Genomic DNA, 24,311 nt, shown 5'->3' on the forward strand with positions numbered 1-24,311 from the left:
GGGCCGGCTGGGCGGGGCCGCCGGGCCGCGCGCGGGCGGCCCCCGTGCCGTCGGCCCGGGCCGGACTCTCCTCGTGCGGACCGGCGGTGCGGCCCGCGGCCCGGAGCGTGACCGTGCCGTCGGTCGGCGGGCGTCCGCCGGACCGGTCGGCGCGGAGGGTCACGGTGCCGTCGGTGACCCGGTCGTCGCCGTCGCGCGGGCCGGTCCCGGCGCCGCGCGCGGGGACCGGGCCGGCGGGCACAGCGGCCGCCGGGGCGCCGGCCTCGGGGGCGCGCGGCTCGGGCGTACGGGCCTGAGGGGTTCGGGCCTCGGGCGTGCGGGGCTGGGGGGCGTGGGGGGCGTGCGCCTCCGGCGTGCGCGGGTCGGGGCCGCCCCATGCGACGTGGTGGTCGCGGTCGCCGCCGAAGCCGGCCTGCCGGGAGGTGTCCGCCTGCCAGGCGGTCGCCGGCAGGGACCTGCCGGCAGCGGCGTCCGGCGCACCGGCGTCCGGGCCGCCGTCGCCGCGGGCCGCGTCCGCCCCGGCGACCTCGTCGAAGTACATCGGCCCCGTCTCGTCCACCGGGGCGGAGGCGGCAGGGGCGGGCCCGGCCGGGGCGGAGGCCGCCGCGGGGGGCGTTCCGGGATGCGCCGCGGGGGGCGCCGCCTCCTGCGGAGGCGCGGGCCGGCTGGTGCCGGGGACCCACGCGGCGCCGTTCCAGTACCGGACGTATCCGGGGATGGACGGGTCGGGGTAGTAGCCCTCGCGGGGGCTTTCGTCACCGGGTGCCGGGGTTGGGGCGCTCATCACCGTGGTCCCGTATCTCTTCGAGGCCTCAATACAAGGGTCCACATCTATCAGACCGCCGGTCACCCCCGGGCCGGTCCTGCTGTTTGGACCACTTTCAGGGTCCGGGCAAGTTTTTCTGGGAAGTCGCGTCATAGACGTCCGGGAGGGCGCTCTCTCCTTGTGCGGACCGGTCACGGGACCGGGCCCTACGAGTATCGGAAGGTCGTGCACCCTCATGCAGAACGCCGTGGAACGCGAGCTGGAAGTGAAGCTGGTCCTGTCGCCCGAGCGGTCGGTCCCGGTGCCCGCCCGGCTGTCCTACTTCACCGACGACCCCTACGCCGTGCACATCACCTTCCACATCGGCTCCGAGTCCCCCGTGCACTGGACGTTCGCCCGTGAGCTGCTCGTGGAGGGGGTGTTCCGGCCCTGCGGGCACGGGGACGTGCGGATCTGGCCGACGAAGATCGAGGACCGGGGCGTCATCTGCGTCGCGCTCACCTCGCCGGACGGCAACGCCCTCCTGGAGATGCCCTCGGTCGCCGCGGCCGCCTGGGTGGAACGCACCCTGCGGGTGGTCCCCCCGGGCAGCGAGAGCGGTCTGCTGGGACTGGACGGGGCCCTCGCCGAGCTGCTCACCCCGCTGCCGGCCGACGACCTGTGGCTGAGCGATCCGTGGTCCCAGGAGGAGCAGCAGGACGGAGAGGGATGAGCCGGGGGCGCGCCGCCTCAGAACAGCTTGCCGGGGTTGAGCAGTCCGAGCGGGTCGAAGGCGGCCTTGATGCCCCGCTGCAACTCGATCCCGGTCTCGCCGAGTTCGCGGGCGAGCCACTCCTTCTTCAGGACGCCGACCCCGTGCTCGCCGGTGATGGTGCCGCCCAGCTCCAGGCCGAGCGCCATGATCGCGTCGAAGGAGGCGCGGGCCCGGCGCGACTCGTCGGGGTCGGTGTGGTCGAAGCAGACGACGGGGTGGGTGTTGCCGTCACCCGCGTGGGCGCAGACCCCGATGGTCAGCCCGTACTCCTCGGCGATCGCGGCGGTGCCCTCGATCATCGCGCCCAGCCGGGAGCGCGGCACGCAGACGTCGTCGATCATCGTGGCGGACTTGACGGTCTCCAGCGCGGGGAGGGACATCCGGCGTGCCTGGAGCAGGAGTTCGGACTCGGCCGCATCGTCGGCGGGCACCACCTCGGTGGCGCCGGAGGCCTGGCACAGCGCGCCGACGGCGGCGAGGTCGGCGGCCGGGTCGGGCGTGTCGAACGCGCAGAGGAGGAGGGCCTCGGTCGTCTCGGTGAGGCCCATGGAGGCCATCGCGTTGACGGCGCGCACCGTCGTACGGTCCATCAGTTCGAGGAGTGACGGGGTGTGGCCCCGCTCCATGATCCGGCACACCGCGTCGCAGGCCGCCGCGGCGGACGGGAACTCGGCGGCGAGCGCGAGCTGTCGTGGCGGCTGGGGCCGCAGCGCCAGGGTGGCCCCGACCACGATGCCGAGACTGCCCTCGGAGCCCACGAAGAGCCGGGTGAGGTCGTACCCGGCGACCCCCTTGGCGGTGCGCCGCCCGGTGGACAGCAGCCGCCCGTCGGCCAGGACGACGTCGAGGCCGAGGACGTACTCGGCGGTCACGCCGTACTTCACGCAGCACAGGCCGCCGGACGCGGTGCCGATGTTGCCGCCGATCGTGCACATCTCCCAGCTCGACGGGTCCGGCGGGTAGGAGAGGCCGAGTTCGGCGACGGCGCGCGACAGCGTGGCGTTGACGACCCCGGGTTCGACGACCGCGATCCGGTCGACCGGGCTGATCTCCAGGATCCGGTCCATCCTGACCAGGGAGAGCACGATGCAGCCGTCGGAGGCGTTGGCCGCGCCCGAGAGGCCGGTCCTCGCCCCCTGGGGGACGACCGGGATCCGCAGGGCGGTGGCGGTCCGCATGACGTGCTGGACCTCCTCGACCGTGCGCGGGAGCACCACGACGGCGGGGGTGCCGGCCTCGCAGAAGCTCGCCATGTCGTGGGCGTAGGAGACGGTGACGTCCGGGTCGGTGATCAGGGCCTCGGGCGGAAGACCTGCGCGCAGTCGTTCGAGGAGTGCGTCCATGATCCGAGCGTGACACCCGGGGCCAATGGTGTGAACCCGTCTGCGTCGGCCTTCCCGGAGCGCGATGTGATCGTCGTACTGACGCAGAGTGAAGGCCATGGATGCCAAGCCGCAGCAGAATCCGGAGCCGCCCCGGTCCTCCCTGCCGCCCCAGGGCGCGACGGCCGTCACCCCGCCTCCCACGCCGATGCGCACCACACTGCGCAGGGCGGCGTTCGGAGCGGTGGCCGGAGCCGTGCTCGTGGCCGGAGCGGTGATCGCCGTACCGGACGACGAGGTGGCCGCGCCGCCCGCGCCGGGGCCCGTCGCACGGGCCGGGGCCGCTGCGGCGGCCGGGTCCCCCGCGTCCCTGTCCGACCTGACGGCGCTGATCGGCGACCGGCAGAAGTGGGTGGAGACGCACCCCGCGGACGCCCCGTCCTGGGCGGTGCTCGGCACGTCGTACGTCGAGTGGGGGCGGCGGTCCGCGGACACGGCGTACTACTCCAGGGCCGAGCAGGCGCTGCGGCGTTCGCTGGCCGCCCAGCCGGGCGAGCGGGGGAACACGGCGGCGTGGGTGGGGCTCGGGTCGCTCGCCCTCGCCCGGAACGACTTCGTCGCCGCGAAGAAGTGGGGCGAGACGGTCCGTTCGCGGCAGCCCGGGAGCTGGACGGCGTACCCGGTGCTGATCGACGCCTACAACGGCCTCGGCGAGTACGCGGCGGCGGCCAAGGCCGTCGAGAAGTTCGGCACCCTGCGCAAGGGCGTCCCGGCGCTGGCCAGGACGTCCGACATGTACCGCAACCAGGGCTGGCGCGAGGACGCCCTGGCCACCGCCCAGGAGGCGGCGGACCGCGCCACGACGGCGGCCGAGAAGGCGGTGGCGCTGCACCGGCTCGGGGACCTCGCGGCGGAGCGCGGGGAGCCGGCGGAAGCCCTCGCGCAGTACGACGCGGCGCTGCGCACCGACCGGAGCCACCTCGTGTCCTTCGCCGGCCGGGCCCGTGCGCTCGCCGCCCTGGGCCGCACGGACGAGGCGCTGGCCGACTACCGGACCGTGACGGCGAAGCTGCCCCGGCCCGAGTACGTGCTCGAACTCGGCGAGCTGTTCGAGTCGGTGGGGCTCGACGGTGACGCCCGCACCCAGTACGCGAACCTCCGCGACCTGCTCTCGCGGGCGAGGACGGCCGGGGTCGACGAGTCGCTGACCGAGGCCCGTCTGGAGGCCGACCACGGTGATCCGGAGGCCGCGGTGGAGCTGATGCGCACCGCGTGGGGCGCACAGCGCCGCAGCGCGGCGGTGGCGGACACCCTGGCCTGGTCGCTGCACCGGGCGGGACGGAGCGAGGAGGCCGTGCAGTACGCCGACCGGGCGGTGGAGACCGGGGTGCGGAACGCCGCGTACACCTACCACCTGGGGGTCATCGAGAGTTCCCTCGGCCAGGACGGCCCGGCCCGCGGTCATCTGGAGGAGGCCCTCCGCACGGATCCGGGCTTCTCGCCGCTGGCGGCCCCGCTCGCGCGGGAGGCCCTGGACGCGCTGGGTGATCCGGCCGGGGGCGGCCCGGCCGAGATGCGGCCGCCGGCCCCGGAGCCCGAGCCGTCCGCCGCGCCCCCGCCCTCCCGTGCGCCGTCGCCGGAGCCCGCTGGTGCCGGGGCTTCGCCGGAGGCCTCGGAGCAGCCCTCGGCCGGGGGCGGCGAGGGGGCCCGGCGGGAGCCGGAGGCCTCGGCGACCCCGGCCCCTGCCCCGCGGGCGAAGGACGGGGCCGGCGCCACCGCTGCCCCGTGACGGCGTACGGGAGGAGCCCCTCGCCGGGGCTCCTCCCGTACGGCCGGGTCAGAGGTTGCCGCGCTTCTCCTGCTCCCGCTCGATCGCCTCGAAGAGCGCCTTGAAGTTGCCCTTGCCGAAGCCCATCGAGCCGTGCCGCTCGATCATCTCGAAGAAGACCGTCGGGCGGTCCTGGACCGGCTTGGTGAAGATCTGCAGCAGGTAGCCGTCCTCGTCGCGGTCCACGAGGATCTTCAGCTCGCGCAGAGTCTCCACGGGCACCCGGGTCTCGCCCGCCCACTCCCCCAGGGTGTCGTAGTAGGAGTCCGGGGTGTCGAGGAACTGCACGCCGGCCGCCCTCATGGCGCGCACGGAGGCGACGATGTCGTTCGTGGCGAGCGCGATGTGCTGGACGCCGGCGCCGCCGTAGAACTCCAGGTACTCGTCGATCTGCGACTTCTTCTTCGCGACCGCCGGCTCGTTGATGGGGAACTTCACCTTGAGCGTGCCGTCGGCGACGACCTTCGACATGAGGGCGGAGTACTCGGTGGCGATGTCGTCGCCGACGAACTCCTTCATGTTGGTGAAGCCCATGACCGTGTTGTAGAAGGTCACCCACTCGTTCATCCGGCCCAGCTCGACGTTGCCGACGCAGTGGTCGACGGCCTGGAAGGTCCTCTTGGCGGCCGGCTCGACGATCGGGTCGGCGGCGGCGTAGCCGGGGAGGTAGGGGCCGTCGTAACCGGAGCGCTCGACGAGCGTGTGGCGGGTCGTGCCGTACGTGGCGATGGCGGCGAGCACGACCGTGCCGTGCTCGTCCTTGACCTCGTGCGGCTCGGTGATGCCGCGCGCACCGTGCTCGACGGCGTAGGCGTAGGCCGCGCGGGCGTCGGGGACCTCGATGGCGAGGTCGACGACCCCGTCGCCGTGGGCGTGCACGTGGTCGGCGAGGAAGGTACCCCACTCGGTGGACGCCTTGATGACGGAGGTGAGGACGAAGCGCGCCGAACCGTTGGTCAGGACGTAGCTCGCCGTCTCGCGGCTGCCGTTCTCCGGTCCTGAGTAGGCCACCAGCTTCATGCCGAAGGCGGTCGAGTAGTAGTGGGCCGCCTGCTTGGCGTTGCCCACGGCGAAGACCACCGCGTCCATTCCCTTGACCGGGAAGGGATCGGCCTGCCGGGCGGTGTCGGGGGTGGTGTGCACAGTCTCAGTCATGTCCGAAGGTTCCCGCCGGTCCGCAAGGTGCGCAACAGTTCGCGCATCCACTGGTCAATGCGTACAGCCCGGGGCCAGGATGGGCGGACCATCTGTACAGGCTGACCATCGGGAGACGGTTCGTGGCGATCGATCATCTGGACGGCCGGCTCATCCTGCTGCTGGCCCGCGAGCCGCGTATCGGCGTGCTGGAGGCGTCCAGGCGTCTCGGGGTGGCGCGGGGGACGGTGCAGGCGCGGCTGGACCGCCTTCAGTCGAATGGCGTCATCCGGGGTTTCGGCCCGGAGGTGGACCCCTCGGCGCTGGGCTACCCGGTCACGGCGTTCGCCACCCTGGAGATCAAACAGGGCCAAGGATCGGACGTGCGGGCCCATTTGAGTGGTGTGCCGGAGGTGCTGGAACTGCACACGACGACCGGCCACGGGGACATGCTCTGCCGGCTGGTCGCCCGCTCGAACGCCGATCTCCAGCGGGTGATCGACCGCGTGGTCGGCTTTGATGGCATCGTCCGGGCGTCCACGGCGATCGTCATGGAAAATCCGGTGCCGCTGCGTATTATCCCGCTCGTTGAGCAGGCTGCAGGGGACACCGACTGAGCCTACGGAGCAACATGTGAACTTCTGGGAGTATCTGGGCACCCGCCACCAGCAACTGCTCATCGACACGTATCAGCACGCCAGCGCCGTCTTCCAGTGCATGGTCATCGCGACGCTCCTCGGCGTCCTGATCGGTGTCGTCAGCTATCGGAGCAGCTGGGGCGGCGCGCTGGCGGTCACGTCCACCTCGGCGATCCTGACCATCCCCTCGCTCGCCGCGATCGGCCTGCTCATCCCCCTGGTCGGCCTCGGGGTCCCGCCCACCGTGATCATCCTGACCCTGTACGGGCTGCTGCCCGTCGTCCGCAACTGCATCGTCGGCCTGCGCGGGGTCGACCCGTCGCTCGTGGACGCGGCCAAGGGCATCGGGATGTCCCGGACGCGGCGGCTCCTCAAGGTCGAACTGCCCCTCGCATGGCCCCCCATCCTCACCGGCATCCGGGTGTCCACCCAGATGCTGATGGGCATCGCGGCCATCGCCGCCTACGCCTCGGGCCCCGGACTCGGTAACGAGATCTTCGGTGGCCTCGCCTCACTGGGAAGCGCAAACGCCATCAACAAGGTACTCGCCGGCACGGTCGGCATCGTCATCCTCGCACTGCTCTTCGACGCCGCGTACGTGGTCCTCGGACGGCTGACCATCCCCAGGGGGATCCGTGCCTGACACCGCCACCGCGTCGACGGAGCCGATCGCGTCCGGCTCGGGTTCCGCCTCCGGCGCCACCATCCAGCTGGAAGACCTCAGCAAGTCCTACCCGGGCAGTGCCGGGCCGGCCGTGGACAGCGTGTCCATGGACATCAAGGCCGGTGAGACCGTCATCCTCGTGGGCCCCTCCGGCTGCGGGAAGTCCACCACGCTGAAGATGATCAACCGTCTGATCGAGCCGACCTCCGGGCGGATCAGGATCAACGACGAGGACGTCACCGACATGGACCCGGTGAAGCTCCGTCGCAAGATCGGCTACGCCATCCAGTCCTCCGGTCTCTTCCCGCACATGACGGTCGCGGAGAACATCGCCCTCGTGCCGAAGATGACCGGCTGGTCGAAGTCCGGGGTGAAGGACCGGGTCGAGGAGATGCTCGACCTGGTCGGACTGGACCCGCGGGAGTTCCACGGGCGCTACCCCCGTCAGCTCTCCGGCGGCCAGCAGCAGCGTGTGGGGGTGGCGCGCGCGCTCGCCGCGGACCCGCCGGTGCTGCTGATGGACGAACCGTTCGGGGCGGTCGACCCGATCACCCGCGACCACCTCCAGGACGAGCTGATCCGGCTCCAGCACGAGCTGCACAAGACGATCGTCTTCGTCACCCACGACTTCGACGAGGCCATCAAGCTGGGCGACCGGATCGCGGTGCTGCGGGAGCGTTCGCACATCGCGCAGTTCGACACCCCCGAGGCCATCCTGACGAACCCGACGGACGACTTCGTCTCCGGTTTCGTGGGCGCGGGCGCCGCCCTGAAGCGGCTCAACCTCACCCGTGTACGGGATGTCGGGATCGCCGAGTTCCCCACGGTGACCGTCGAGGACCCGCTCCAGTCGATCTTCAACAAGCTGCGGGACGGGCACCACAACGAGCTGCTGATGCTGGACCGCCGCAACCGCCCGTACAAGTGGCTGCGGCGCGGCGACCTGATGCGGGCCAAGGGCTCGCTCGCCCGTGCCGGGCAGCTGGTGCACGACACCGTGACCCGGGACGCGACGCTGCACGACGCGCTGGAGGCCGTGCTGACCGACAGCGGCGGCCGGGTCGCAGTGACGGGTCGGCGCGGTGAGTTCATCGGCGTGGTCGACATGCACACCCTGATGAACTCGGTGCAGGAGCTCCTGGAGGCCGACCGCCTCGCCGCGATGGAGCACCGGCACGACCGGGAAGAGCTGCGCGTCCACCGGACGGAGCAGGAGCAGGAGGGTGGTGACGGCGGGCTATGACCCCCAGTCATCAGGCTCCCGCCAAGGGAGCCCGACCGCCCGGAGAGCACGACGTCGGCGGGCACTCCTTCCGTGACGAGGAGACGGAGCCCTCGGCGCCGCACGCCGCGCCGGGACGCCGGATCACCTGGAAGAAGCTCGTCCTGGTGCCGGCCGTCCTCGCGGTCGTCCTGGCCCTGACCTACCTGTGGATCTCCCAGGTCGAACTCGACTCCATCGCGAAGAACTCGCTGGCCGGCGACACCGTCGAGGTCCGCTGGTGGCAGCACGTCAAGCTGACCGCGATCTCCACCTTCTGGGTGCTGATCATCGCGATCCCGCTCGGCATCGCGATGACCCGGCGCGGGCTGCGGAAGGCCGCACCCGGCGTCACGGCCGTCGCGAACATCGGACAGGCCACACCCGCCATCGGACTGCTCGCCCTGCTGGTGATCTGGCTGGGCATCGGTCCGTCGACCGCGATCATCGGCATGGTGATCTACGCCGTGCTGCCGGTGTTCTCCAACACGGTGGCGGGTCTGAACGCCATCGAGCCGACCCTCGTCGAGGCCTCCCGGGGCATCGGCATGTCGGCGATGGGCACCCTCACCAAGGTCGAACTGCCCCTCGCGGTCCCGCTGATCCTCGCGGGCGTGCGGACGGCGCTGGTGCTCAACGTGGGCACGGCGACGCTCGCCACCTTCGGGGGCGGCGGCGGACTCGGCGACCTGATCAGCTCGGGGATCCAGACCCAGCGCATGCCCGTGCTGGTGCTCGGCTCCGTGCTGACGGTGGTGCTGGCGCTGCTGGTGGACTGGCTGGCGTCGCTGGCCGAACTGTGGCTGACGCCGCGCGGACTGGAGGAAGCGTGAGGGTACGTACCGGCCTGGCATCGGCGGCCGCGCTCGCCCTCCTGCTCACGGGGTGCGGGCTGAAGAGCGGGTCGCCGCTGGTGGACGACGTGGAGCCGGGGTCGATCGGGAAGGGGCAGCCGCTCAAGGGCTCGTCCCTGACGGTGACCTCGAAGAACTTCAGCGAGAACATCATCCTCGGGCAGATCATGGGCCTGGTCTTCAAGGCGGCCGGCGCCGAGGTCCTGGACCGCACGAACCTGCCGGGGTCGGTCAGCGCCCGCGAGGCGGTCGTCAAGGGTGAGGCCGACGCGCTGTACGACTACACGGGCACGGCGTGGATCACCTATCTCGGCCACGCCAAACCGATCGTCGATCCGCAGAAGCAGTGGAAGGCCGTCCGCGACGAGGACATCGGCAACGGGGTGACCTGGCTTCCGCCGGCCACCCTCGACAACACGTACGCGCTGGCCATCAGCAAGAAGAACAACGCGAAGTACCACCTGAAGACGCTGTCGGACGTGGCCGCCCTCGCGAAGAAGGACCCGAAGGCCGTGACGGTCTGCGTGGAGAACGAGTTCGCCTCGCGGGACGACGGACTGCCCGGGATGCAGAAGCTGTACAAGATGAACCTGCCGGCCGCCAACATCCAGAAGATGGACGCGGGCATCATCTACACCCAGGTCTCCAAGTCCAACTCCTGTCTGCTGGGTGAGGTCTACACCACGGACGGCCGGATCAAGGCGATGGACCTGGACGTCATGGAGGACGACAAGCAGTTCTTCCCCAACTACAACGCGGCTCCCGCCATCCACACGAAGACCCTGGAGAAGCACCCGGAGATCGCCGAGCTGCTGGCGCCGATCACCGAGAAGCTCACGACCCAGCTCGCGCAGGAGCTGAACTCCAAGGTGGACGTGGACGGGGAGGACCCCCACGAGGTGGCGAAGGCCTGGCTGCTGAAGGAAGGATTCATCAAGGAGGGCTGACCGGGAGGCGGCCGGTCCGGTCCGGGGCTGCGGCCGCCCCTGGCCGGGCCGCTCTCTGCCGTGCGCCCGCGGCGCTCGGACGGGCTCGCACCGGGCGGGGCGCACTTCCGGGCGGGGCTCAGCCCGCCGGCGTCACCTCGCGCGGTACGGAGGGGCCGGTGCCGCGGGTCAGCAGCTCGGGACCTTGCCCCCGTGGTCCAGGGCCCGCAGCGAGGACACCGCGTTCGTGAGCGTGGTGACCGGGATCAGCCGCAGGCCGTCGGGCCGCTCGGCGTTCGCCTGCTTGCACTCGGCCTTCGGGACGAGGAAGACGGTGGCGCCGTCCCGCCGGGCGGCCTGCGTCTTGAGGGAGACCCCGCCGACCGCGCCGACCGTGCCGTCCGCATCGATCGTCCCCGTGCCGGCGACGGTACGGCCGCCGGTCAGGTCGCCGCCGGAGCCGTCGCCCGCCAGCTTGTCGATGATGCCGAGGGAGAAGAACAGGCCCGCGCTCGGGCCGCCGACGTCGGCGAGGTGCAGGGTCACGTCCACCGAGCCGGGCTTCTTGTCCAGGTACCGCAGGGCCGCGTCCACGGCGACGTTCTGCGACGTCCGCATGTCCTGGAGGTTGTGCTGCTCGATCTGCTTCTCGGAGCCGCCGGTCGGGTAGACGGAGTCGCGCGGCATGACCGCCCGGTCCGTCCTGAACCAGCTGTCGACGACGTCACCGATGCCGATGTCGGCCGTGGGGGAGGTCGCCAGGATCGTCGTCATCCGCAGCTCGCCGTCGGTGGTCCGGGTGGGCGTGCCCGTGATCGTGATGACCGGCGTCCCCTTGTCGTCCCCCAGCACGTCGGCGGTGGTGCCGGGCTGCGCGACGGTGAACGGCAGGGGCGCGAAGGCCGCCGCGCCGAACAGGGCGAGGACGGGCAGCGCACAGAGGGCGAGAGCGCGGGGGCGGGAGAGACGAATGGCCACCCGACCAATCTAACGGCCACGGGCCTCCGGGCCCGACCGCCCCGGTGCCTGCGGGAACCCCCGGCCGGGCCGGCGGGACGCCGAGGGTCCGCGGGGAAGATCCGGGCCGGGAGCCCGGGCTCCGCGGGGACGGTCCCGGCCGGGCGGCCGGGCGTCCCGGTGCCGGAGGGGCGGTCCGGGCCGGGGTGGCCGGACGACCCGCCTCCGGCGGGCGGGTCCGGTCCGGGCCGGCCGGGCACCCCCGCGCCGGAGGGGCCGTACTCCCGGCCGGGGCGGTGGACCTAGCGCAGGGCGTCGGCGACCTCGCGGGCCGCGTCGAGGACCCTCGGCCCGACCCGTTCCGGTACGGCGTCCGAGAGCATCACCACGCCGACGCTGCCCTCCACGCCCGAGACCCCGACCAGCGGGGCCGCCGCCCCGCACGCGCCGGCTTCGCCGCCGCCCCGGGTGAGGGTGTAGCCGGGGTGGTCGTGCGTCTTCTGACGGGCGGTGAGGATCGCCCGGCCCGCCGCGCCCCGGTCCAGGGAGTGGCGGAAACCGGCCCGGTAGGCCACGTGGTAGTCGGTCCAGGTCGGCTCGACGACGGCGACCGTGAGCGCGTCCGCCCCGTCCACCAGCGTGAGGTGCGCGGTGGCCCCTATGTCCTCGGCCAGCGAACGCAGTGCGGGCAGTGCGGCCTCCCTGACCAGCGGGTGCACCTGCCGGCCCAGGCGCAGGACGCCCAGGCCCACACGGGCCCGGCCGCCCAGGTCGCGCCGGACGAGCGCGTGCTGTTCCAGGGTGGCGAGCAGCCGGTAGACCACCGTGCGGTTGACGCCGAGTTTGTTCGACAACTCGGTGACGGTCAGGCCGTGATCGGTATCGGCGAGCAGTTTGAGGACACGCAGTCCCCGGTCGAGCGTCTGAGAAGTCTCCGCGGTCACGACGCCCTCTCCCTCGTGATGAGCGGGGCGGTTGTCTCCGGGGTGCCGACGCCGGTCCCACGGCGACGCACCGAGAGGCCGCCGGCTGGTCATGGCACCGGCTGCACTCCGCGGCGACACTGCCACGGGGCGTTCATGTTTCGGGGAGATTAGCGAGAGGGTCCGCTCAGCGGAAGCCCTCGTCCAGAATCCGGTCTCCTCCCCGAACGGCGCGGTATAACCGCCGGTCAGCGGCGGACCGTCCGGAACGCGAACATCTACGCGCGTTCAAGTCGGGCGACTCGGAGGCAACGCTCCGTGCATCAGGTGTGAACGATTGTTAACTCACCGTGAAGAGCGCGGAAAAATTTTTTCACCACCGGCGCCCGGAACCCCCACGCGCGCCCGCCCGGGTCCGCGCGCGCCGTCCGGCTCCCCGCCGCACCGTCCCGCACCCCTCCGGGGCCACGGTCCCGCCCGCGGATCCGCTGCGGGCCGGCGCGACGGCACGGCCACCGCGGGCGAGGGTGCGCCGGGCCACGCGCCGGTGTCCGGCCGAGGGGCCGGACATCCCGCCCGGACGACACCGCGGCCCCGGTGCGGAGGCGGGTCACGCCGCCGCACCGGGGCCGTCAGTCGTCGTACCGGGGGCCGGGGGCTGCCGCACCGGGGCCTTCGGGCCGGGGCCGTCGGGCCGGGCTCAGCGCATCCTGGTGGCCCACTCCTGGACCTTCTTGATCCGGTCCTGGATCTGCCCCGCCGTGGCCTCCGCACTCGGCGGGCCGCCGCACACCCGCCGCAGCTCGGTGTGGATCACACCGTGCGGCTTGCCGCTCTGGTGCGTGTAGGCGGACACCATCGTGTTGAGCTGCTTGCGGAGTTCCAGCAGCTTCTTGTGCGTGACGACGGGCCGCTCCTCGGCCGCCTTCTCCAGGAGGTCGGCCTCCGCCGCCGGCTTCTGACGGCTGTGGGCGATCTGCCGGGTCTGCCGCTTCTGGAGCAGCAGCTGCACCTGGTCGGGTTCCAGGAGCCCCGGGATGCCGAGGTAGTCCTGCTCCTCCTCGCTGCCCGGGTGCGCCTGCATGCCGAACTCGGCGCCGTCGTACAGCACCCGGTCGAAGACCGCGTCGGACTCCAGCGCCTCGAAGGGCAGCTGGTCCTCGGTCTCCTCGTCCTCCAGCTTCTCCGCGTCGGCGAGGAGCTGGTCCTCCTCGGCGAACGGATTCTCCTCGTCGCTGCCCTTCTTCGGCTTGTCGAGCACGTGGTCGCGCTCGACCTCCATCTCGTTGGCGAAGTCGAGCAGCATCGGGATGGTCGGCAGGAACACCGACGCCGTCTCACCGCGCCGCCGTGACCGCACGAAACGGCCGACGGCCTGGGCGAAGAACAGCGGGGTGGAGATGGTCGTCGCGTACACGCCGACCGCGAGGCGCGGCACGTCGACGCCCTCCGACACCATCCGGACCGCGACCATCCAGCGCGACCCGTCCTGGCTGAACGCGTCGATGTTCTTGGACGCGGCCTTCTCGTCGGAGAGGACCACCGTCGGCTTCTCCCCCGTCACCGACTTGAGGATCTTGGCGTAGGCGCGCGCCGACTCCTGGTCCGTCGCGATGACGAGCCCGCCGGCGTCCGGGATGCCCTTGCGGACCTCGGTCAGCCGCTTGTCGGCGGCGGCCAGCACGTTGGGGATCCAGTCACCGGTCGGCGCGAGCGCGGTGCGCCAGGCCTGCCCGATGGTGTCCTTGGTCATCGGCTCGCCGAGCCGGGCCGCGATCTCGTCCCCGGCCTTGGTGCGCCAGCGCATGTTGCCGCTGTAGCTGAGGAAGATCACGGGCCGCACCACGCCGTCGGAGAGCGCGTTGCCGTAGCCGTAGGTGTAGTCGGCCGAGGAGCGGCGGATGCCGTCGTTGCCCTCCTCGTACGCCACGAACGGGATCGGGTTGGTGTCGGACCGGAACGGCGTACCCGTGAGGGCCAGGCGCCGGGTCGCCGGGTCGAAGGCCTCCTGGCAGGCCTCGCCCCAGGACTTCGAGTCACCGGCGTGGTGGATCTCGTCGAGGATCACGAGCGTCTTGCGCTGCTCGCAGCGGTTGCGGTGCAGCATGGGCCGGACACCGACCCCGGCGTACGTGATCGCGACCCCGTGGTACTCCTTGCTCACGGGACCGGCGCTGTAGTCGGGGTCCAGCTTGATCCCTATGCGGGCGGCTGCCTCCGCCCACTGCTTCTTGAGGTGCTCGGTGGGCGCCACGACGGTGATCTGCTGCACCACGTGGTGGTGCAGCAGCCATGAGGCGAGGGTCAGCGCGAAGGTGGTCTTGCCCGCGCCGGGGGTGGCGACCGCGAGGAAGTCGCGCGGCTGCTCCTGGATGTACTTCTCCATGGCACCCTGCTGCCAGGCTCGCAGCTTCCCGGCCGTCCCCCAGGGGGCGCGGCCGGGAAAGGCGGGTGAGAGGTGGTGGGAGGCGGTAGTAGTCACGGTCTCCGGTTCGGGGCACTCGGGTACGTGGGGCGCTGTCCGTGCGGGCCGCGGGCAGCCCGTACGCGATACGACAACCGGGCCACCCTACCGGCGGGCGAGGCCGGACCCCTTGGCCGACGCCGCCCGGAGGGAGAGTGCGACGGCGGTCACACCGCGGCGACCACCGGCTCACGCGGGCGCACCCCCGCGATGACCTGGGGGTCCGCGGACGGCGGACACATCCGGTCGCCCTGGGCGGTCATCGCCTACTCCTGGGGTCGCGCACGGCCCGCGACCCACACCCCCACCAGCGCCACCGCCGCCATCGGCAGGAAGACGACGGTGAAGGCGCCGGGGTGCGCCGCCGCACCGCTGTCCACGGCCCCGTGCGCCGCCGCTCCGACCGCCCCGCCGCCGAGGGCGGCGAACACCGCGCCGCCCCCCGCGAGCAGCAGCGCGTTGGCGAGCCCGTCGGAGATCTGCAGCGCGGCGGAGTTGGCCCCCGCGTCCTGCGGAGCGGACAGCTGGAGGAGGAGCACGCTCGTCGACGCGATCACGATGCCCATGCCGAAGCATCCGACGGCCCAGACCACGGCCAGGGTCCACACCGGCACCGACTCGATCAGCACACTCGGCGCGGCGACGATCGCCACCGCCACGAGCACCATGGCCACCACCACGAGCGCGCCCCGGTACGGCTCCGTGCGCGGACGGGCGAGGATCCACGCGCCGAGCGCCCAGGTCAGACCGCCCGCCGCCAGGGAGAGGCCGGCGAGGGTCGGGGACAGTCCGCGCTGGGTCACCAGCATCAGCGGGACGAAGGACTCGGCGACGATGAACGAGCCGGAGGCGATCCCCCGCAGCAGGATCACGGCGGGCAGCCCGCGCGCGGCCCGCACGGTGCCCCGGGGCAGCAGCCCGCGTACGGCGGGGACGAGCAGGGCGGCGCCGGCCAGTGCCGGGACCAGCGACAGCCACCTCAGCTCCTGGCCCGCGTACTGGAGCAGCCCGGCCCCCGCCGAGATCCCGAGCGCGAGCCGGATACGGCGGCCGTCGAGGGGCTTCGCGGCGGCCTCCGCGTCCACCGGGCCGCCGGCCATCCGCCGGATCGCGGGCAGGGCGAGGCCGAGCGGCAGGAGGATGAGCACCGGGATGCCCACGAAGACCCAGCGCCACCCGAGGTGTTCGGTCACCGTCCCCGAGGCGAGCGGCCCGACGACGGACGGCACGATCCAGGCGGCCGAGAAGGCGGCCATGATGCTCGGCCGGATCCGCTCCGGATAGGCCCGCCCGATGACCACGTACAGCGCGACGATCACGAGCCCGCCGCCGACGCCCTGGACGGCACGCCCCAGGATGAACGTCCACATGCCGCCCGCGGTCCCGGAGAGCAGCAGTCCCGCCGCGAACGCCCCGATCCCGCCGGCCAGCGGTGCGAGCGGCCCGCGCCGGTCGGCCCACTGCCCGGAGACCACCATGGCGAAGAGGCTGGTCGTGAAGTACGCGGAGAACGCGAACGCGTAGAGCGGGATACCCCGCAGCTCACGGGCCGCGACCGGCATCGCCGTGCCGACGGCGGTCGCCTCGAAGGCGATGAGCAGGACGACGGACACGATGCCGACGCTGAGCGCCCGGTACGAACGCCCCAGCACGCCCTCCGCGGGAACGGGTGCGGCGGTCGTCTCCACGAGGGCGGCCGCACCTTCGGCGTCGCGGGGTTCCAGGGCAGTCATGAGCCCCAGAGTAAGGGCCGAACCGCCGGGTGACCCCTGTCGGTGGGCGGGATCCGGCTGGTCCCTTGGTCGTACGACCGGGGCCGGTGGCGTCCTTCGCCCGGTTCTTGGGGCGGGGCGGGGGCGCCACGCACACGGTCTACGCCGGGTCGAGTGCCGGCCGGGCTTCCAGCCCCCCGTCGTCCTCGCAGCCCAGCGCCTTCGCCATGGCCAGCGAGAAGGAGTGGGCGACGGTCGCGTAGGCGTCCCGCAACGCCCCGGGGTCGCCCTCGGGATCCGTGGGCATGCCACCGCGTTCGACGCCGATGTCGATGTGGGCCGGGCCGGATCCGGGCAGCTTTCCGCCCCGGCAGCCGAAGCGGAGGAACGCGCCGTCCGGCGCGGTCAGGGCACGCTCCCCCATCTTCAACACGGTGAACTTCTCGGCCGGGTCGTCCACCGGGGCGCTGCCGGACAGCCGCCAGGTGATCCGGAGCTCGTCGCCGGACGTGCCATCGGCGGTGTGGACGCGGCAGACGTCCCCGGTCGCCGTGGCGGAGGACGCGAACCGGTCGGCCAGCTCCTGTGCCGCGTGGGCAACCGTGGACCGCTCACCCGACGCCGCGAACTCCGACGAGCCGGTGATCACCTCCAACGCCTCGCCCGCACCGGTCGACACCGCCTTTCCGCCGCAGAGCCTCCCGGCCGCGACGGCCTCGTCCGCTCCCGTGGCGGGCTCGTCGGCCCCTCCCGCGCAGCCGGTGGCTCCGAGAACCAGGGAGCCGGCCACGGCGGCACCGAGGAGCCCCCCGCGCACCCTACGACTGACAGCCATCTGCATCCTTCCCGTCCTTGGGCGTCCACCGGCCTCAGCCGGTCTCCGGGTCGTTCCCCTGCTGGTTCTCGCGGTCATTGCCCGTCGCGTAACCGATCCTCATGGATTCCTTGAGGTCCTGTCCGAACGAACTGTCGGAGGTCACACCGTTCCGCTCCATGAACTCCTCCATCGGGGACTCGGCCATGCTTTCACCCGCGGAGTAGACCTTGGTCTTCTCGTCACGGGTGAGCTCCTCGACCTTCTCCTTGTGCTCGTCCACCGAGTTGTCGGACATATCACCGACCATCTGGCCGATGACCTGCTCGACGGCGCCTCCGGCCGTGTCGGTCGCCAGCGGGATGAGGACCGCCGCCGCTCCCACGGCCGCGGTCGCGGGAAGGAAGGCGACACCCGCCGCCACGCCCGCAACGGCCCCGAACTCGATCCAGCCGGACCGCTTGGCAACCGCCTTCTCGTAGTCCTCGTGGGTCTTCAGGTTCGTCGCCTCGACCTGGTCGGCACGGGACTGGTCGAGCATGCCCTGCACCTCGGCGCCCACGTGCACGGTCGCCCTGGCAGCACCCTCGTCGATCTTCCCGTCGGCGCCCACCTGCCCCTCCAGCACACTGCGGGAGTACACCTGCTCCGCGGCCGAGACCGTCGCATAGGCATCGGGGTGCTGGCCGAGGGCGCTGAGGAAGCCCCGGACCTCGCCCCGGCCGTTCTGGTCGTCGGTGTCCGCGAAGTCGAGATGCGCCCCGGAGTTCTCGCCCGGCGCAAAGGGGCTGTTCGCATCGTTCTTGTCCAGCGCCCAGTTGATGTCGTCGATGTAGCCGGCGCCCATGGTGCCCAGGCTGTCGGACATCGCCTCCTGCTCCTTGAGCAGGCCGGCGTCCGCCCCGTACTTCTCCATGACCTGCTGCATGACCGCCGCGTTGTCGGCGTCCCGCACCACGCTCGCGTCAGGGTGTCCGGCCGGGTAGCCGAGGGTGGCCGACTCCAGTGCGTGGCCCAGCGCGTCGGGCATCTGGTCGAGGGAGTTCTTGAGCTCGTCCTCGTCCAGTGAGTTGACGTCCGGGAAGGACTCCCACTTCTCGTTGCCGAAGAAGTCGAGGTAGTTGTCGATCGGCGTCTCGCCGTTCTTACCGAGGTCCGCCGTGGCGCCCCTGTTGACCGTGCCGTCCTCGTTGTACGCGGTGGGCGGATCGTTGAAGAAGTGCTTCGCCGCGTCCGGGCTGTTGCCGAGCGCCTCCAGCATGGCGGTCGCCGGGTCGTAGCCCGCACCGTTGACGCCCGAGGGGTTGAACGGGTTCTTGAAGGGGCTGTTCACCATCTTGTTCTCGGCGAACAGGTACGGGTCCTTCTGGTGCAGCTGCGCCACGTGCTCGGCGATCGGGTTGAGGAACGACTTGTCGTAGTTCCCGTACCGCATGATCCCGCCGAGCAGCTGGTACCCGAACGGCCCGTTGTAGTCGTGCTTGGCCAGCGGGATGCGCTCCGTGCCCATCTTGCGGAGCTCGGGGCCCCACTTCTCGCTGAAGTCCTTGTCGTGCGAGGCGGTGGCGAGGTTGAGTCCCAGGTTCTTCTGGAGCTCCTGGACGTCCTTGAGGCGCTCCTTGTCGACCTTGCCGTAGTCGTAGGTGTCCGTGGAGAGCTGCCCGAAGAACGCCAGCGACTTCTCGGGGCCGAGCTTCTCGTAGAAGTTCTTGGCGAACTCCGGCGACCCGCTGTTGTCGGCCAGCAGTTCGTTGAGCTGCTGGAGCTCGGTGTGCGTGATGTCGCGGCCCTTGGCGGCCAGGCCGGCGGCCCGGGCGGCCTCCTCCTGGTCCATCTTGGTGTACTTCGGGGCGTTGAAGTCCTTGCGGTCGGTGACGTTGGCTTCGAGGGAGTTCTTGAAGGAGACATCGGTGTCGTTGCAGTTGTCGACGATGAGGTCGATCTTCTTCTGCCAGGAGGCGATGTTCTCCTTCTGCTGCTGCACGAGCGCGGGATAGTCGGGGTCGTGCGCCTTCTGCTGGGGAGGCATGTCCTCCACCGGATGGCGCGCGAAGACCTTGCCCCTGCCGTCCACGCGGATCCCGGCGGCGGGGCCTTCGTGGTCCCGGATGTTCACCAGGTCGTCCTTGGCCTTCTTGAGGGCTGTGTGACCCTCCTGGAGGATCATCTTCACACCCTTGGCCTCGGCTGCGGCGTCCGCGAACTCCTTTGCCGTCTTGCCGACGAACGCCTTGGTGACACCCGCGTTGAGGCCTTCCCAGTTCGCCTTGTCGGCCTTGACCTTCATCCCGTCGGCGGCGTCTTCCGCGAGCTTCTCCAGCTTGCCCGCCATGTCCGACCAGTCGTCGGCAGCGGCCTTCAGCTTGCCCACCGGAGCGTCGACGATATCCTCGTAATTCAGCACGTTCGCACTCCCCCGAGCCTTACTTCATGTATTCCGTGAGCTTGGAGATCGGCGCCAGATCCCCTTCGATCTTCACTTCGTCCTTCGCATGCTGAGCCTTCGTGTAATCCAGGTGGTTCGAGATGTGCGCACAGGAATCCAACAGAGTCTTCAGATGGGTCTGCCAGAAGTCGTTCACCTTGAGCACCGCCGCACCACAGGAGAAATTCCCGTTGGTGAGCGCGACCCCCGCTTCATGGGTCGTCGGACGAGCGAGATCGCCTTCCTTCGACAACCTCGTCCTCAGCCCATAGGCGTCATTCCCGATAGCTCCGAGTTCGTCCCGGTTCACGACCAGGTCGCCACTCCCGCCACTGCCGCCTTCGGCAGGAACACTGTTGAGCCGCATGGCGCCCCGCCGGGCGGCTGCCTCGCGCAGTTCGGCCCATTCCTGATCGAACGTCACGAAATCCTCCTGTTCCCTGTGCGCAGGCCGTTTCGCCAACCTCATCCGGCCACCGACCCGCTCACCGTATCGGTCCCTTCTTCACCGACGCCGGACGGGCAACAACGGTTTCCGCAATTCCCGGAAAAGACGGCCGGGGGCGACGTCACGGGTCGGTCTGTGACGTGGAGTGACACGAGGGCACGGTTCGGGTCCCGTCGTCCCGCCACCGTTCATGAACGGCGTATGGCAGTCGCGTTGCGGCGCGCCCCGGTCCCTTGATGGTGCCCGCGCCCCGGCCGTACGGTCGTGAGCACGGGGAAGCGACACCACCTCGACCGTGTGCCCGAGAGGCTCAGGGGCTCGACTGCAACTCGAGTTACACCGGTTCGAATCCGGTCACGGTCTCCACCCACGGCGCCGGCGCGGAACATCCGCCCGGCGCCGCGCCGTCGGCGGGGCCCGTCCGCCGACGACGGCGCCTGCTGAGCCGGCGGATGCTGCCGGGGGGCTGCCCCAGGGATCAGGGGATGGTGACGCGGGGGCACGAATGATCGGCGGCTGTCGCGTCGAGGAAGTTCTGGAACGTTGACTTCCTGGCCTCCATGTACGAGCCCTCTCCAGGAACGCTGTCGGCCAAGGCCCTGTCGTACGCGGTGTTCCACTTCGCGGCGAAGTACACGTCACCGTCCCCACAATGCAGAACGGCCTGGCCGAGCGCTGCCACGCCCTTGCCACCCGGGAGCGCCTTGAAGCCGCTGTACTTGGCTTTCGTGGCCGTCTCGACGAAGTTCTTGTCCGATGTCGCGGAGAAGGACACCAGGCCCTTGGCCGAGCCTGCCAGGTGCAGGTCACACGCCCACGTATCCGCGCTCCCGGCACTCACCTGCTCCTGCCCCGGTTCGGCCCGGGAGGCGACCACGGCTTCCTTCGGCAACGTGAAGCCCGGCACCCCACATACGTTCCCGGCATCCGTCCTCCCCGGAGCGGACGGGGCAGCGAGATCAGGGTCGGCCGACAGTGCCGCCGTGCCGCAGCCTGCCTTCTCGGCAACCTGCCGCGCCGAGCGGGTGAGCAATCGGGCGAGACCGTCAGGGTCCACCGCCCCCTTCTCCACCGCGGCCTCCACGATCGCCATCACACCGTCGCCCCGCTCTCCTCGGAGCTTGTCCCAGCAAGGCTCAGGAAGGACCACGTACCCGCCGAAGTCCTGCGACACGGCGCCGGTCGCCCCACCCGTGAAATAGGACCGGGAAGCAGGGCTCTGCCAGACATGGGTCGTGAAGGGGAACGCCCCCTCCTTGAAACTCGTCCTCACCGTCACGCGCTGATCCTCGCCCCCGACGAAACGGCTGGTGCGCTCGACCGTGCAACTGAACGTGGGCCGCTGCGCATCGACCGACGCATCCACCTGCGACACACGACCGGTGGAGTCCAGAGCCGCCTGCACCTCCCCGCTGCCCATCCGGCCACCGCAGAACGACTCCGGACCGAGAAGGTTCGTATTCCACGAGCAGTAGGACCAGGCAAGCGCCACAACCGTCACCGAAGCGACCGCCGCTACACCTATAGGCCACTTCTTCCGCGCCTGCACTGTCATGGTCCTACCTATCGGTCTCTTGCGTCGGGCCGTAAGGGGTCGAGGTTCCGCACGCCGTGATCAATTACCTGGACCGCAGCGCCTCGTACGCTATCTGGCGGCCGCCCACGTAGCCCTCGCGGGCCTCTCTCGACGCCGCCCCCACGATGGGGTCGTCCGGCTGCATATCGTGCTTTGCGCCCCACTTGTGGACGTAGGCATCAATGTTGTCCTCGGCCTTGTCGTTGTTCCGACTCAACTCCTCCTTGGACAACGCACCCTCCTCGGCCTGGATGCCCGAGAGCCACTCGTTGAGTTCGATGTCCACCAGGCGCTGAGCAGCGTCGCCGACGACGGGGATTCCTGTGATAAGTCCGCCGCCCGAGTGGTACCCGTAGAACCGGATATCCGCGGCATTGTCGGTCTTGGCGTCATGGACATCCATTTTCACGTCACCTCCGACCGCATTGAGGGCGCCAATGACCTCGCCATACTTGTGGCCCTCATTCGCAGCAACGGTTGCGTCCGTTATGCCCTTCCTCGTCCATTCCTCCGCCATGTACCCCTGTTGCGCCTGGTAGACGCGCTCGAAGTTGGTGGTGTCGTCGGCCTCCGAGACGCCGCGGATCATGCGCACCAGGCTGCTGCGGCTGTTCTGGATCTGCGAGTCGTCACCGTCCCCGTAGGCGTCCCCCTTGCCGGACCGGCCGCCGGGCGCGTCGCCGTTGATGATGTCGACAGCATCCGGCGAGTAGTCCGCCAGGGCTTGGGACAAGGAGTCGCGCAGGGGCGCGTAGTCGTCCTGCGCCAGGACCTCATCGGCCTTGCCGACCCGCGGGTGCTTGGGATCCTCGCCGTACGTGCCATCGGCGTCGCCGTAGTCGATGAGGTTGATCGTGTCGTGCATGATGCGCGCCTGCGCGGCTGTGTGCCGGCCGAGCTCGTCGCCTTCCCCTGGCAGGTTCCCCGTGGCGCCCGCCGACAGAGCCAGGCCCAGGCCGGTGCGTACGTCCTTGTCGAAGGTGTCGTCCTGGACGGCTTCGTAGTCGCGGATCCACTCATAGGTGTTGACGTGGTTCCAGTCCCGGTCCCTGAGCAGGTACTCGAGGTTGTCGTTCTTCCCTGCTGTGCCCGGGTCGAGATAGCTCGTCGTCGTAGCCGGGTCCTTGGACATGATGCCGAGCACTCCATCGAGCGGGTCGTTGGCGAACCAGCCGTCTTCCTTCCCGCTGAAGTCACCGCGCAGATCCCAGATGTCAGGGTTTCCGCCCTGCCCCTTGTCCTCAGCGGCCCGGATGTCGGTGGCCACGTCCTTGAGGAACTGCCCGGAGTAACCGTCGCCCTGCTCCATCAGCGTCACGAGGCTCTGATAGCCACGCACCTGCTGGCCCTGCTCGGCGCCTACTGGAGTCTTGTCCGCCGCGACGTCCAGGTCGAACCTCTGGACGCCGGCTTTCTGCAGGTCGGAACGGAATTTCTTGTAGAAGGCCGAACCGGTGTCTTTCGTCGCCAGTGCCAGGGAGTTGGCCAGGTCGTCCTGGAACGCCGAGTACGGCCCTTTGTCCTTGCCGCCGTGGCTGAGGTCGCTCAGTTTGTTGGTGAACTTGATGGTTCCTGACGCCCCCAAACCGGCCAGGAACAGCTGATGGAACTTTTCGTTCTTGGCATTGTCACGGAAGGCGCGCTGTGCCTCTTTGATCTCCTGCGGGCTGGCGTCACCGGAGTTGATGTGCGTGGCGATATCGGCGAGCTCGTCCGCCTCGTACTTCTCGATATCGCCACTGGCCTTGCCGTTGAAGCCGTTCATCGTGCCGTCGGTGACATCCGAGTCGAGCACGACCCCCTTGAAGGCGATCTCCACGCCCTTGTCCGCGTCATCCACCGCGTGGACCGCGTTGTCGACGCGCTCCTGCCAGGAGGCGACTGCCTTCTGCGCGCTCTGCTGATAGTCGGGGTCGTGGTGAAGCGCGTTGCGTTCGCCCTCGGACAGTTTCTCGTAGTCGTACGTGACCACTCCCTGGTCCGAGACCTTCATCCCGGCCTGGATCGCCTCGTCCCGCGCGTCTTTCAACTTGGCCTTGAGGCTCACGTATTGCGTGTGTGCGTCGCGCAGCAGGGCGGCGATAGCCTTCGCCTCGGCCTGCGCGAACTGAAATTCACGTAGCGTGATGTCGAACTGCTGGTTGGCTGCCACGACGCTCACCCCCTGCCAGCCGGTACCTGTCGTGATGCCGTGCACATCCCGCTTGTAGGCGACTTCCTGACCGTGGAGTTTCTTGGCCGTGCCGTCCCAGCCGGTGGCAGCCTTGGTGAGCGTGCCGAGATCCGTGGTCATGATCTCGTGATACGTAGGCATATCTGGTCCCCGTGGAATACGTGTATACGTCAAGCGGGCCGCAGGAGCTCAGTACTTGTCGAAGATGGACGGCGTATGCACGCTCTGCACACCCGACCGTGCAGCGAGGTCCGTGTTCGACAGCTGAACGTTGGTACGGAGCAGCGCCGCCTGGTCGGCATGGAGCCGGTTCATCTGCGCTTGCATCTGCTCACCCCACGTCTTGTGAGCTTTCTTCAAAGCCGACGACATGAACCAGCCGTACCCGTCCTTGGCATCGAACGCCCTGACCACCTCGGAGGTCCCCTCGTCGGCGTGGTGACCAGCTGTCTTCGTCTGCGGCTTGATGTTCTCCTGAAGCGCGTCCGCTGCGGCTTTCTTCTGCGCAGGTGTCGACGCCAGCTTCTGCTGTCCGCCCCCAGGCCCTCCGCCCTGGTCGGCGGGGTACTGGTTGAGCCGCATGCCTATGTCTTCGGAGCCACTGGCCGACATGATCGCTATCCTCCCCGTGCGCTGCCAACGGTGTGTGAACGCCGACAGCGTTTGAGTAAC

Annotated in this window: 20 protein-coding genes and 1 tRNA gene; 8 read left to right on the forward strand and 13 right to left on the reverse strand. The window is 70.4% G+C overall.

All coding sequences use genetic code 11. The features are described from left to right. The coding region (locus tag ABZ172_RS19145; protein WP_356884905.1) for a DUF2510 domain-containing protein at positions 1-784 on the reverse strand (784 nt) is incomplete at its 3' end. Between the two features lie 217 nt (positions 785-1,001). Between ABZ172_RS19145 and ABZ172_RS19150 the strand changes: the two genes are divergently transcribed. After that, positions 1,002-1,478, forward strand: coding sequence for an SsgA family sporulation/cell division regulator (locus tag ABZ172_RS19150; RefSeq protein WP_356884906.1), 477 nt, complete (start codon positions 1,002-1,004; stop codon positions 1,476-1,478). A 17-nt stretch (positions 1,479-1,495) separates the two neighbouring features. Here ABZ172_RS19150 and ABZ172_RS19155 read toward each other — a convergent pair whose 3' ends face one another. Then, positions 1,496-2,863, reverse strand: coding sequence for an FAD-linked oxidase C-terminal domain-containing protein (locus tag ABZ172_RS19155; RefSeq protein WP_356884907.1), 1,368 nt, complete (start codon positions 2,861-2,863; stop codon positions 1,496-1,498). A 97-nt stretch (positions 2,864-2,960) separates the two neighbouring features. On the opposite strand from ABZ172_RS19155, the gene ABZ172_RS19160 reads away from it, so the two are divergent. Continuing rightward, positions 2,961-4,631: a tetratricopeptide repeat protein gene (locus ABZ172_RS19160; protein WP_356884908.1), complete on the forward strand. Its 1,671-nt coding sequence runs from the start codon at positions 2,961-2,963 to the stop codon at positions 4,629-4,631. Between the two features lie 48 nt (positions 4,632-4,679). On the opposite strand, the gene hppD is transcribed toward ABZ172_RS19160, so the two are convergent. Further along, a complete protein-coding gene (hppD, locus tag ABZ172_RS19165) occupies positions 4,680-5,825 on the reverse strand; it encodes a 4-hydroxyphenylpyruvate dioxygenase (protein WP_356884909.1) in 1,146 nt (381 codons plus the stop codon). A gap of 122 nt (positions 5,826-5,947) precedes the next feature. Here hppD and ABZ172_RS19170 point away from each other — a divergent pair, with 122 nt between their 5' ends. From ABZ172_RS19170 to ABZ172_RS19190, 5 genes are read left to right on the forward strand one after another with little or no spacing between them, the layout of a single operon-like run. Next, on the forward strand, positions 5,948-6,421 hold the full coding sequence (locus ABZ172_RS19170) for an Lrp/AsnC family transcriptional regulator (protein ID WP_356884910.1): 474 nt from the start codon (positions 5,948-5,950) through the stop codon (positions 6,419-6,421). A 16-nt stretch (positions 6,422-6,437) separates the two neighbouring features. After that, the gene (locus tag ABZ172_RS19175) at positions 6,438-7,085 is read left to right on the forward strand and encodes an ABC transporter permease (RefSeq protein ID WP_356884911.1); all 648 of its coding nucleotides are present in this window, start codon (positions 6,438-6,440) and stop codon (positions 7,083-7,085) included. Next, positions 7,078-8,349, forward strand: a complete 1,272-nt coding sequence (locus ABZ172_RS19180) for a betaine/proline/choline family ABC transporter ATP-binding protein (RefSeq protein WP_356884912.1) — start codon at positions 7,078-7,080, stop codon at positions 8,347-8,349. The genes ABZ172_RS19175 and ABZ172_RS19180 overlap by 8 nt, the downstream gene beginning before the upstream one ends. Then, positions 8,346-9,200: an ABC transporter permease gene (locus tag ABZ172_RS19185; RefSeq protein ID WP_356884913.1), complete on the forward strand. Its 855-nt coding sequence runs from the start codon at positions 8,346-8,348 to the stop codon at positions 9,198-9,200. The genes ABZ172_RS19180 and ABZ172_RS19185 overlap by 4 nt, the downstream gene beginning before the upstream one ends. Continuing rightward, positions 9,197-10,168: a glycine betaine ABC transporter substrate-binding protein gene (locus ABZ172_RS19190; protein WP_356884914.1), complete on the forward strand. Its 972-nt coding sequence runs from the start codon at positions 9,197-9,199 to the stop codon at positions 10,166-10,168. The genes ABZ172_RS19185 and ABZ172_RS19190 overlap by 4 nt, the downstream gene beginning before the upstream one ends. A gap of 168 nt (positions 10,169-10,336) precedes the next feature. Here the strand turns inward: ABZ172_RS19190 and ABZ172_RS19195 are convergent, their stop codons facing one another. From ABZ172_RS19195 to ABZ172_RS19225, 7 genes are all read right to left on the reverse strand, one after another. Next, the gene (locus tag ABZ172_RS19195; RefSeq protein ID WP_356884915.1) at positions 10,337-11,125 is read right to left on the reverse strand and encodes a S16 family serine protease; all 789 of its coding nucleotides are present in this window, start codon (positions 11,123-11,125) and stop codon (positions 10,337-10,339) included. A 281-nt stretch (positions 11,126-11,406) separates the two neighbouring features. Beyond that, positions 11,407-12,048 (reverse strand): helix-turn-helix domain-containing protein, encoded by a 642-nt coding sequence (locus ABZ172_RS19200; protein WP_356884916.1) that lies wholly within the window; start codon positions 12,046-12,048, stop codon positions 11,407-11,409. Positions 12,049-12,727: 679 nt separating this feature from the next. Then, on the reverse strand, positions 12,728-14,509 hold the full coding sequence (locus tag ABZ172_RS19205) for a DEAD/DEAH box helicase (protein ID WP_356884917.1): 1,782 nt from the start codon (positions 14,507-14,509) through the stop codon (positions 12,728-12,730). 248 nt (positions 14,510-14,757) lie between these two features. Next, the gene (locus ABZ172_RS19210) at positions 14,758-16,224 is read right to left on the reverse strand and encodes an MFS transporter (protein WP_356884918.1); all 1,467 of its coding nucleotides are present in this window, start codon (positions 16,222-16,224) and stop codon (positions 14,758-14,760) included. Between the two features lie 139 nt (positions 16,225-16,363). Continuing rightward, a complete protein-coding gene (locus ABZ172_RS19215) occupies positions 16,364-17,038 on the reverse strand; it encodes a hypothetical protein (protein ID WP_356884919.1) in 675 nt (224 codons plus the stop codon). 34 nt (positions 17,039-17,072) lie between these two features. After that, entirely contained in the window at positions 17,073-19,421 is a 2,349-nt protein-coding gene (locus tag ABZ172_RS19220) for a hypothetical protein (protein ID WP_356884920.1), read from the reverse strand. Between the two features lie 19 nt (positions 19,422-19,440). Then, positions 19,441-19,866, reverse strand: coding sequence for a hypothetical protein (locus ABZ172_RS19225; protein WP_356884921.1), 426 nt, complete (start codon positions 19,864-19,866; stop codon positions 19,441-19,443). Between the two features lie 315 nt (positions 19,867-20,181). Between ABZ172_RS19225 and ABZ172_RS19230 the strand changes: the two genes are divergently transcribed. After that, a tRNA-Cys gene (locus tag ABZ172_RS19230) sits at positions 20,182-20,256 on the forward strand. Positions 20,257-20,368: 112 nt separating this feature from the next. Here ABZ172_RS19230 and ABZ172_RS19235 read toward each other — a convergent pair. The 3 genes from ABZ172_RS19235 to ABZ172_RS19245 form a co-directional block, all read right to left on the reverse strand. Further along, positions 20,369-21,445, reverse strand: coding sequence for a hypothetical protein (locus ABZ172_RS19235; RefSeq protein WP_356884922.1), 1,077 nt, complete (start codon positions 21,443-21,445; stop codon positions 20,369-20,371). A gap of 64 nt (positions 21,446-21,509) precedes the next feature. After that, a complete protein-coding gene (locus tag ABZ172_RS19240; RefSeq protein ID WP_356884923.1) occupies positions 21,510-23,759 on the reverse strand; it encodes a hypothetical protein in 2,250 nt (749 codons plus the stop codon). 69 nt (positions 23,760-23,828) lie between these two features. Beyond that, positions 23,829-24,251: a hypothetical protein gene (locus ABZ172_RS19245; RefSeq protein ID WP_356884924.1), complete on the reverse strand. Its 423-nt coding sequence runs from the start codon at positions 24,249-24,251 to the stop codon at positions 23,829-23,831. Positions 24,252-24,311: the final 60 nt, after the last annotated feature.

This window comes from Streptomyces sp. NPDC006296, assembly GCF_040613235.1.
In the GTDB taxonomy this organism is placed as follows: Bacteria; Actinomycetota; Actinomycetes; order Streptomycetales; family Streptomycetaceae; genus Streptomyces.

What these genes read in the sequence shown, in the direction of transcription:
- ABZ172_RS19150 (WP_356884906.1), top strand. Translation starts at nt 1,002, where the DNA reads ATGCAGAACGCCGTGGAACGCGAGCTGGAAGTGAAGCTGGTCCTGTCG.
- ABZ172_RS19155 (WP_356884907.1), bottom strand. Translation starts at nt 2,863, where the DNA reads ATGGACGCACTCCTCGAACGACTGCGCGCAGGTCTTCCGCCCGAGGCC.
- ABZ172_RS19160 (WP_356884908.1), top strand. Translation starts at nt 2,961, where the DNA reads ATGGATGCCAAGCCGCAGCAGAATCCGGAGCCGCCCCGGTCCTCCCTG.
- hppD (WP_356884909.1), bottom strand. Translation starts at nt 5,825, where the DNA reads ATGACTGAGACTGTGCACACCACCCCCGACACCGCCCGGCAGGCCGAT.
- ABZ172_RS19185 (WP_356884913.1), top strand. Translation starts at nt 8,346, where the DNA reads ATGACCCCCAGTCATCAGGCTCCCGCCAAGGGAGCCCGACCGCCCGGA.
- ABZ172_RS19210 (WP_356884918.1), bottom strand. Translation starts at nt 16,224, where the DNA reads ATGACTGCCCTGGAACCCCGCGACGCCGAAGGTGCGGCCGCCCTCGTG.
- ABZ172_RS19215 (WP_356884919.1), bottom strand. Translation starts at nt 17,038, where the DNA reads ATGGCTGTCAGTCGTAGGGTGCGCGGGGGGCTCCTCGGTGCCGCCGTG.
- ABZ172_RS19235 (WP_356884922.1), bottom strand. Translation starts at nt 21,445, where the DNA reads ATGACAGTGCAGGCGCGGAAGAAGTGGCCTATAGGTGTAGCGGCGGTC.
- ABZ172_RS19240 (WP_356884923.1), bottom strand. Translation starts at nt 23,759, where the DNA reads ATGACCACGGATCTCGGCACGCTCACCAAGGCTGCCACCGGCTGGGAC.
- ABZ172_RS19245 (WP_356884924.1), bottom strand. Translation starts at nt 24,251, where the DNA reads ATGTCGGCCAGTGGCTCCGAAGACATAGGCATGCGGCTCAACCAGTAC.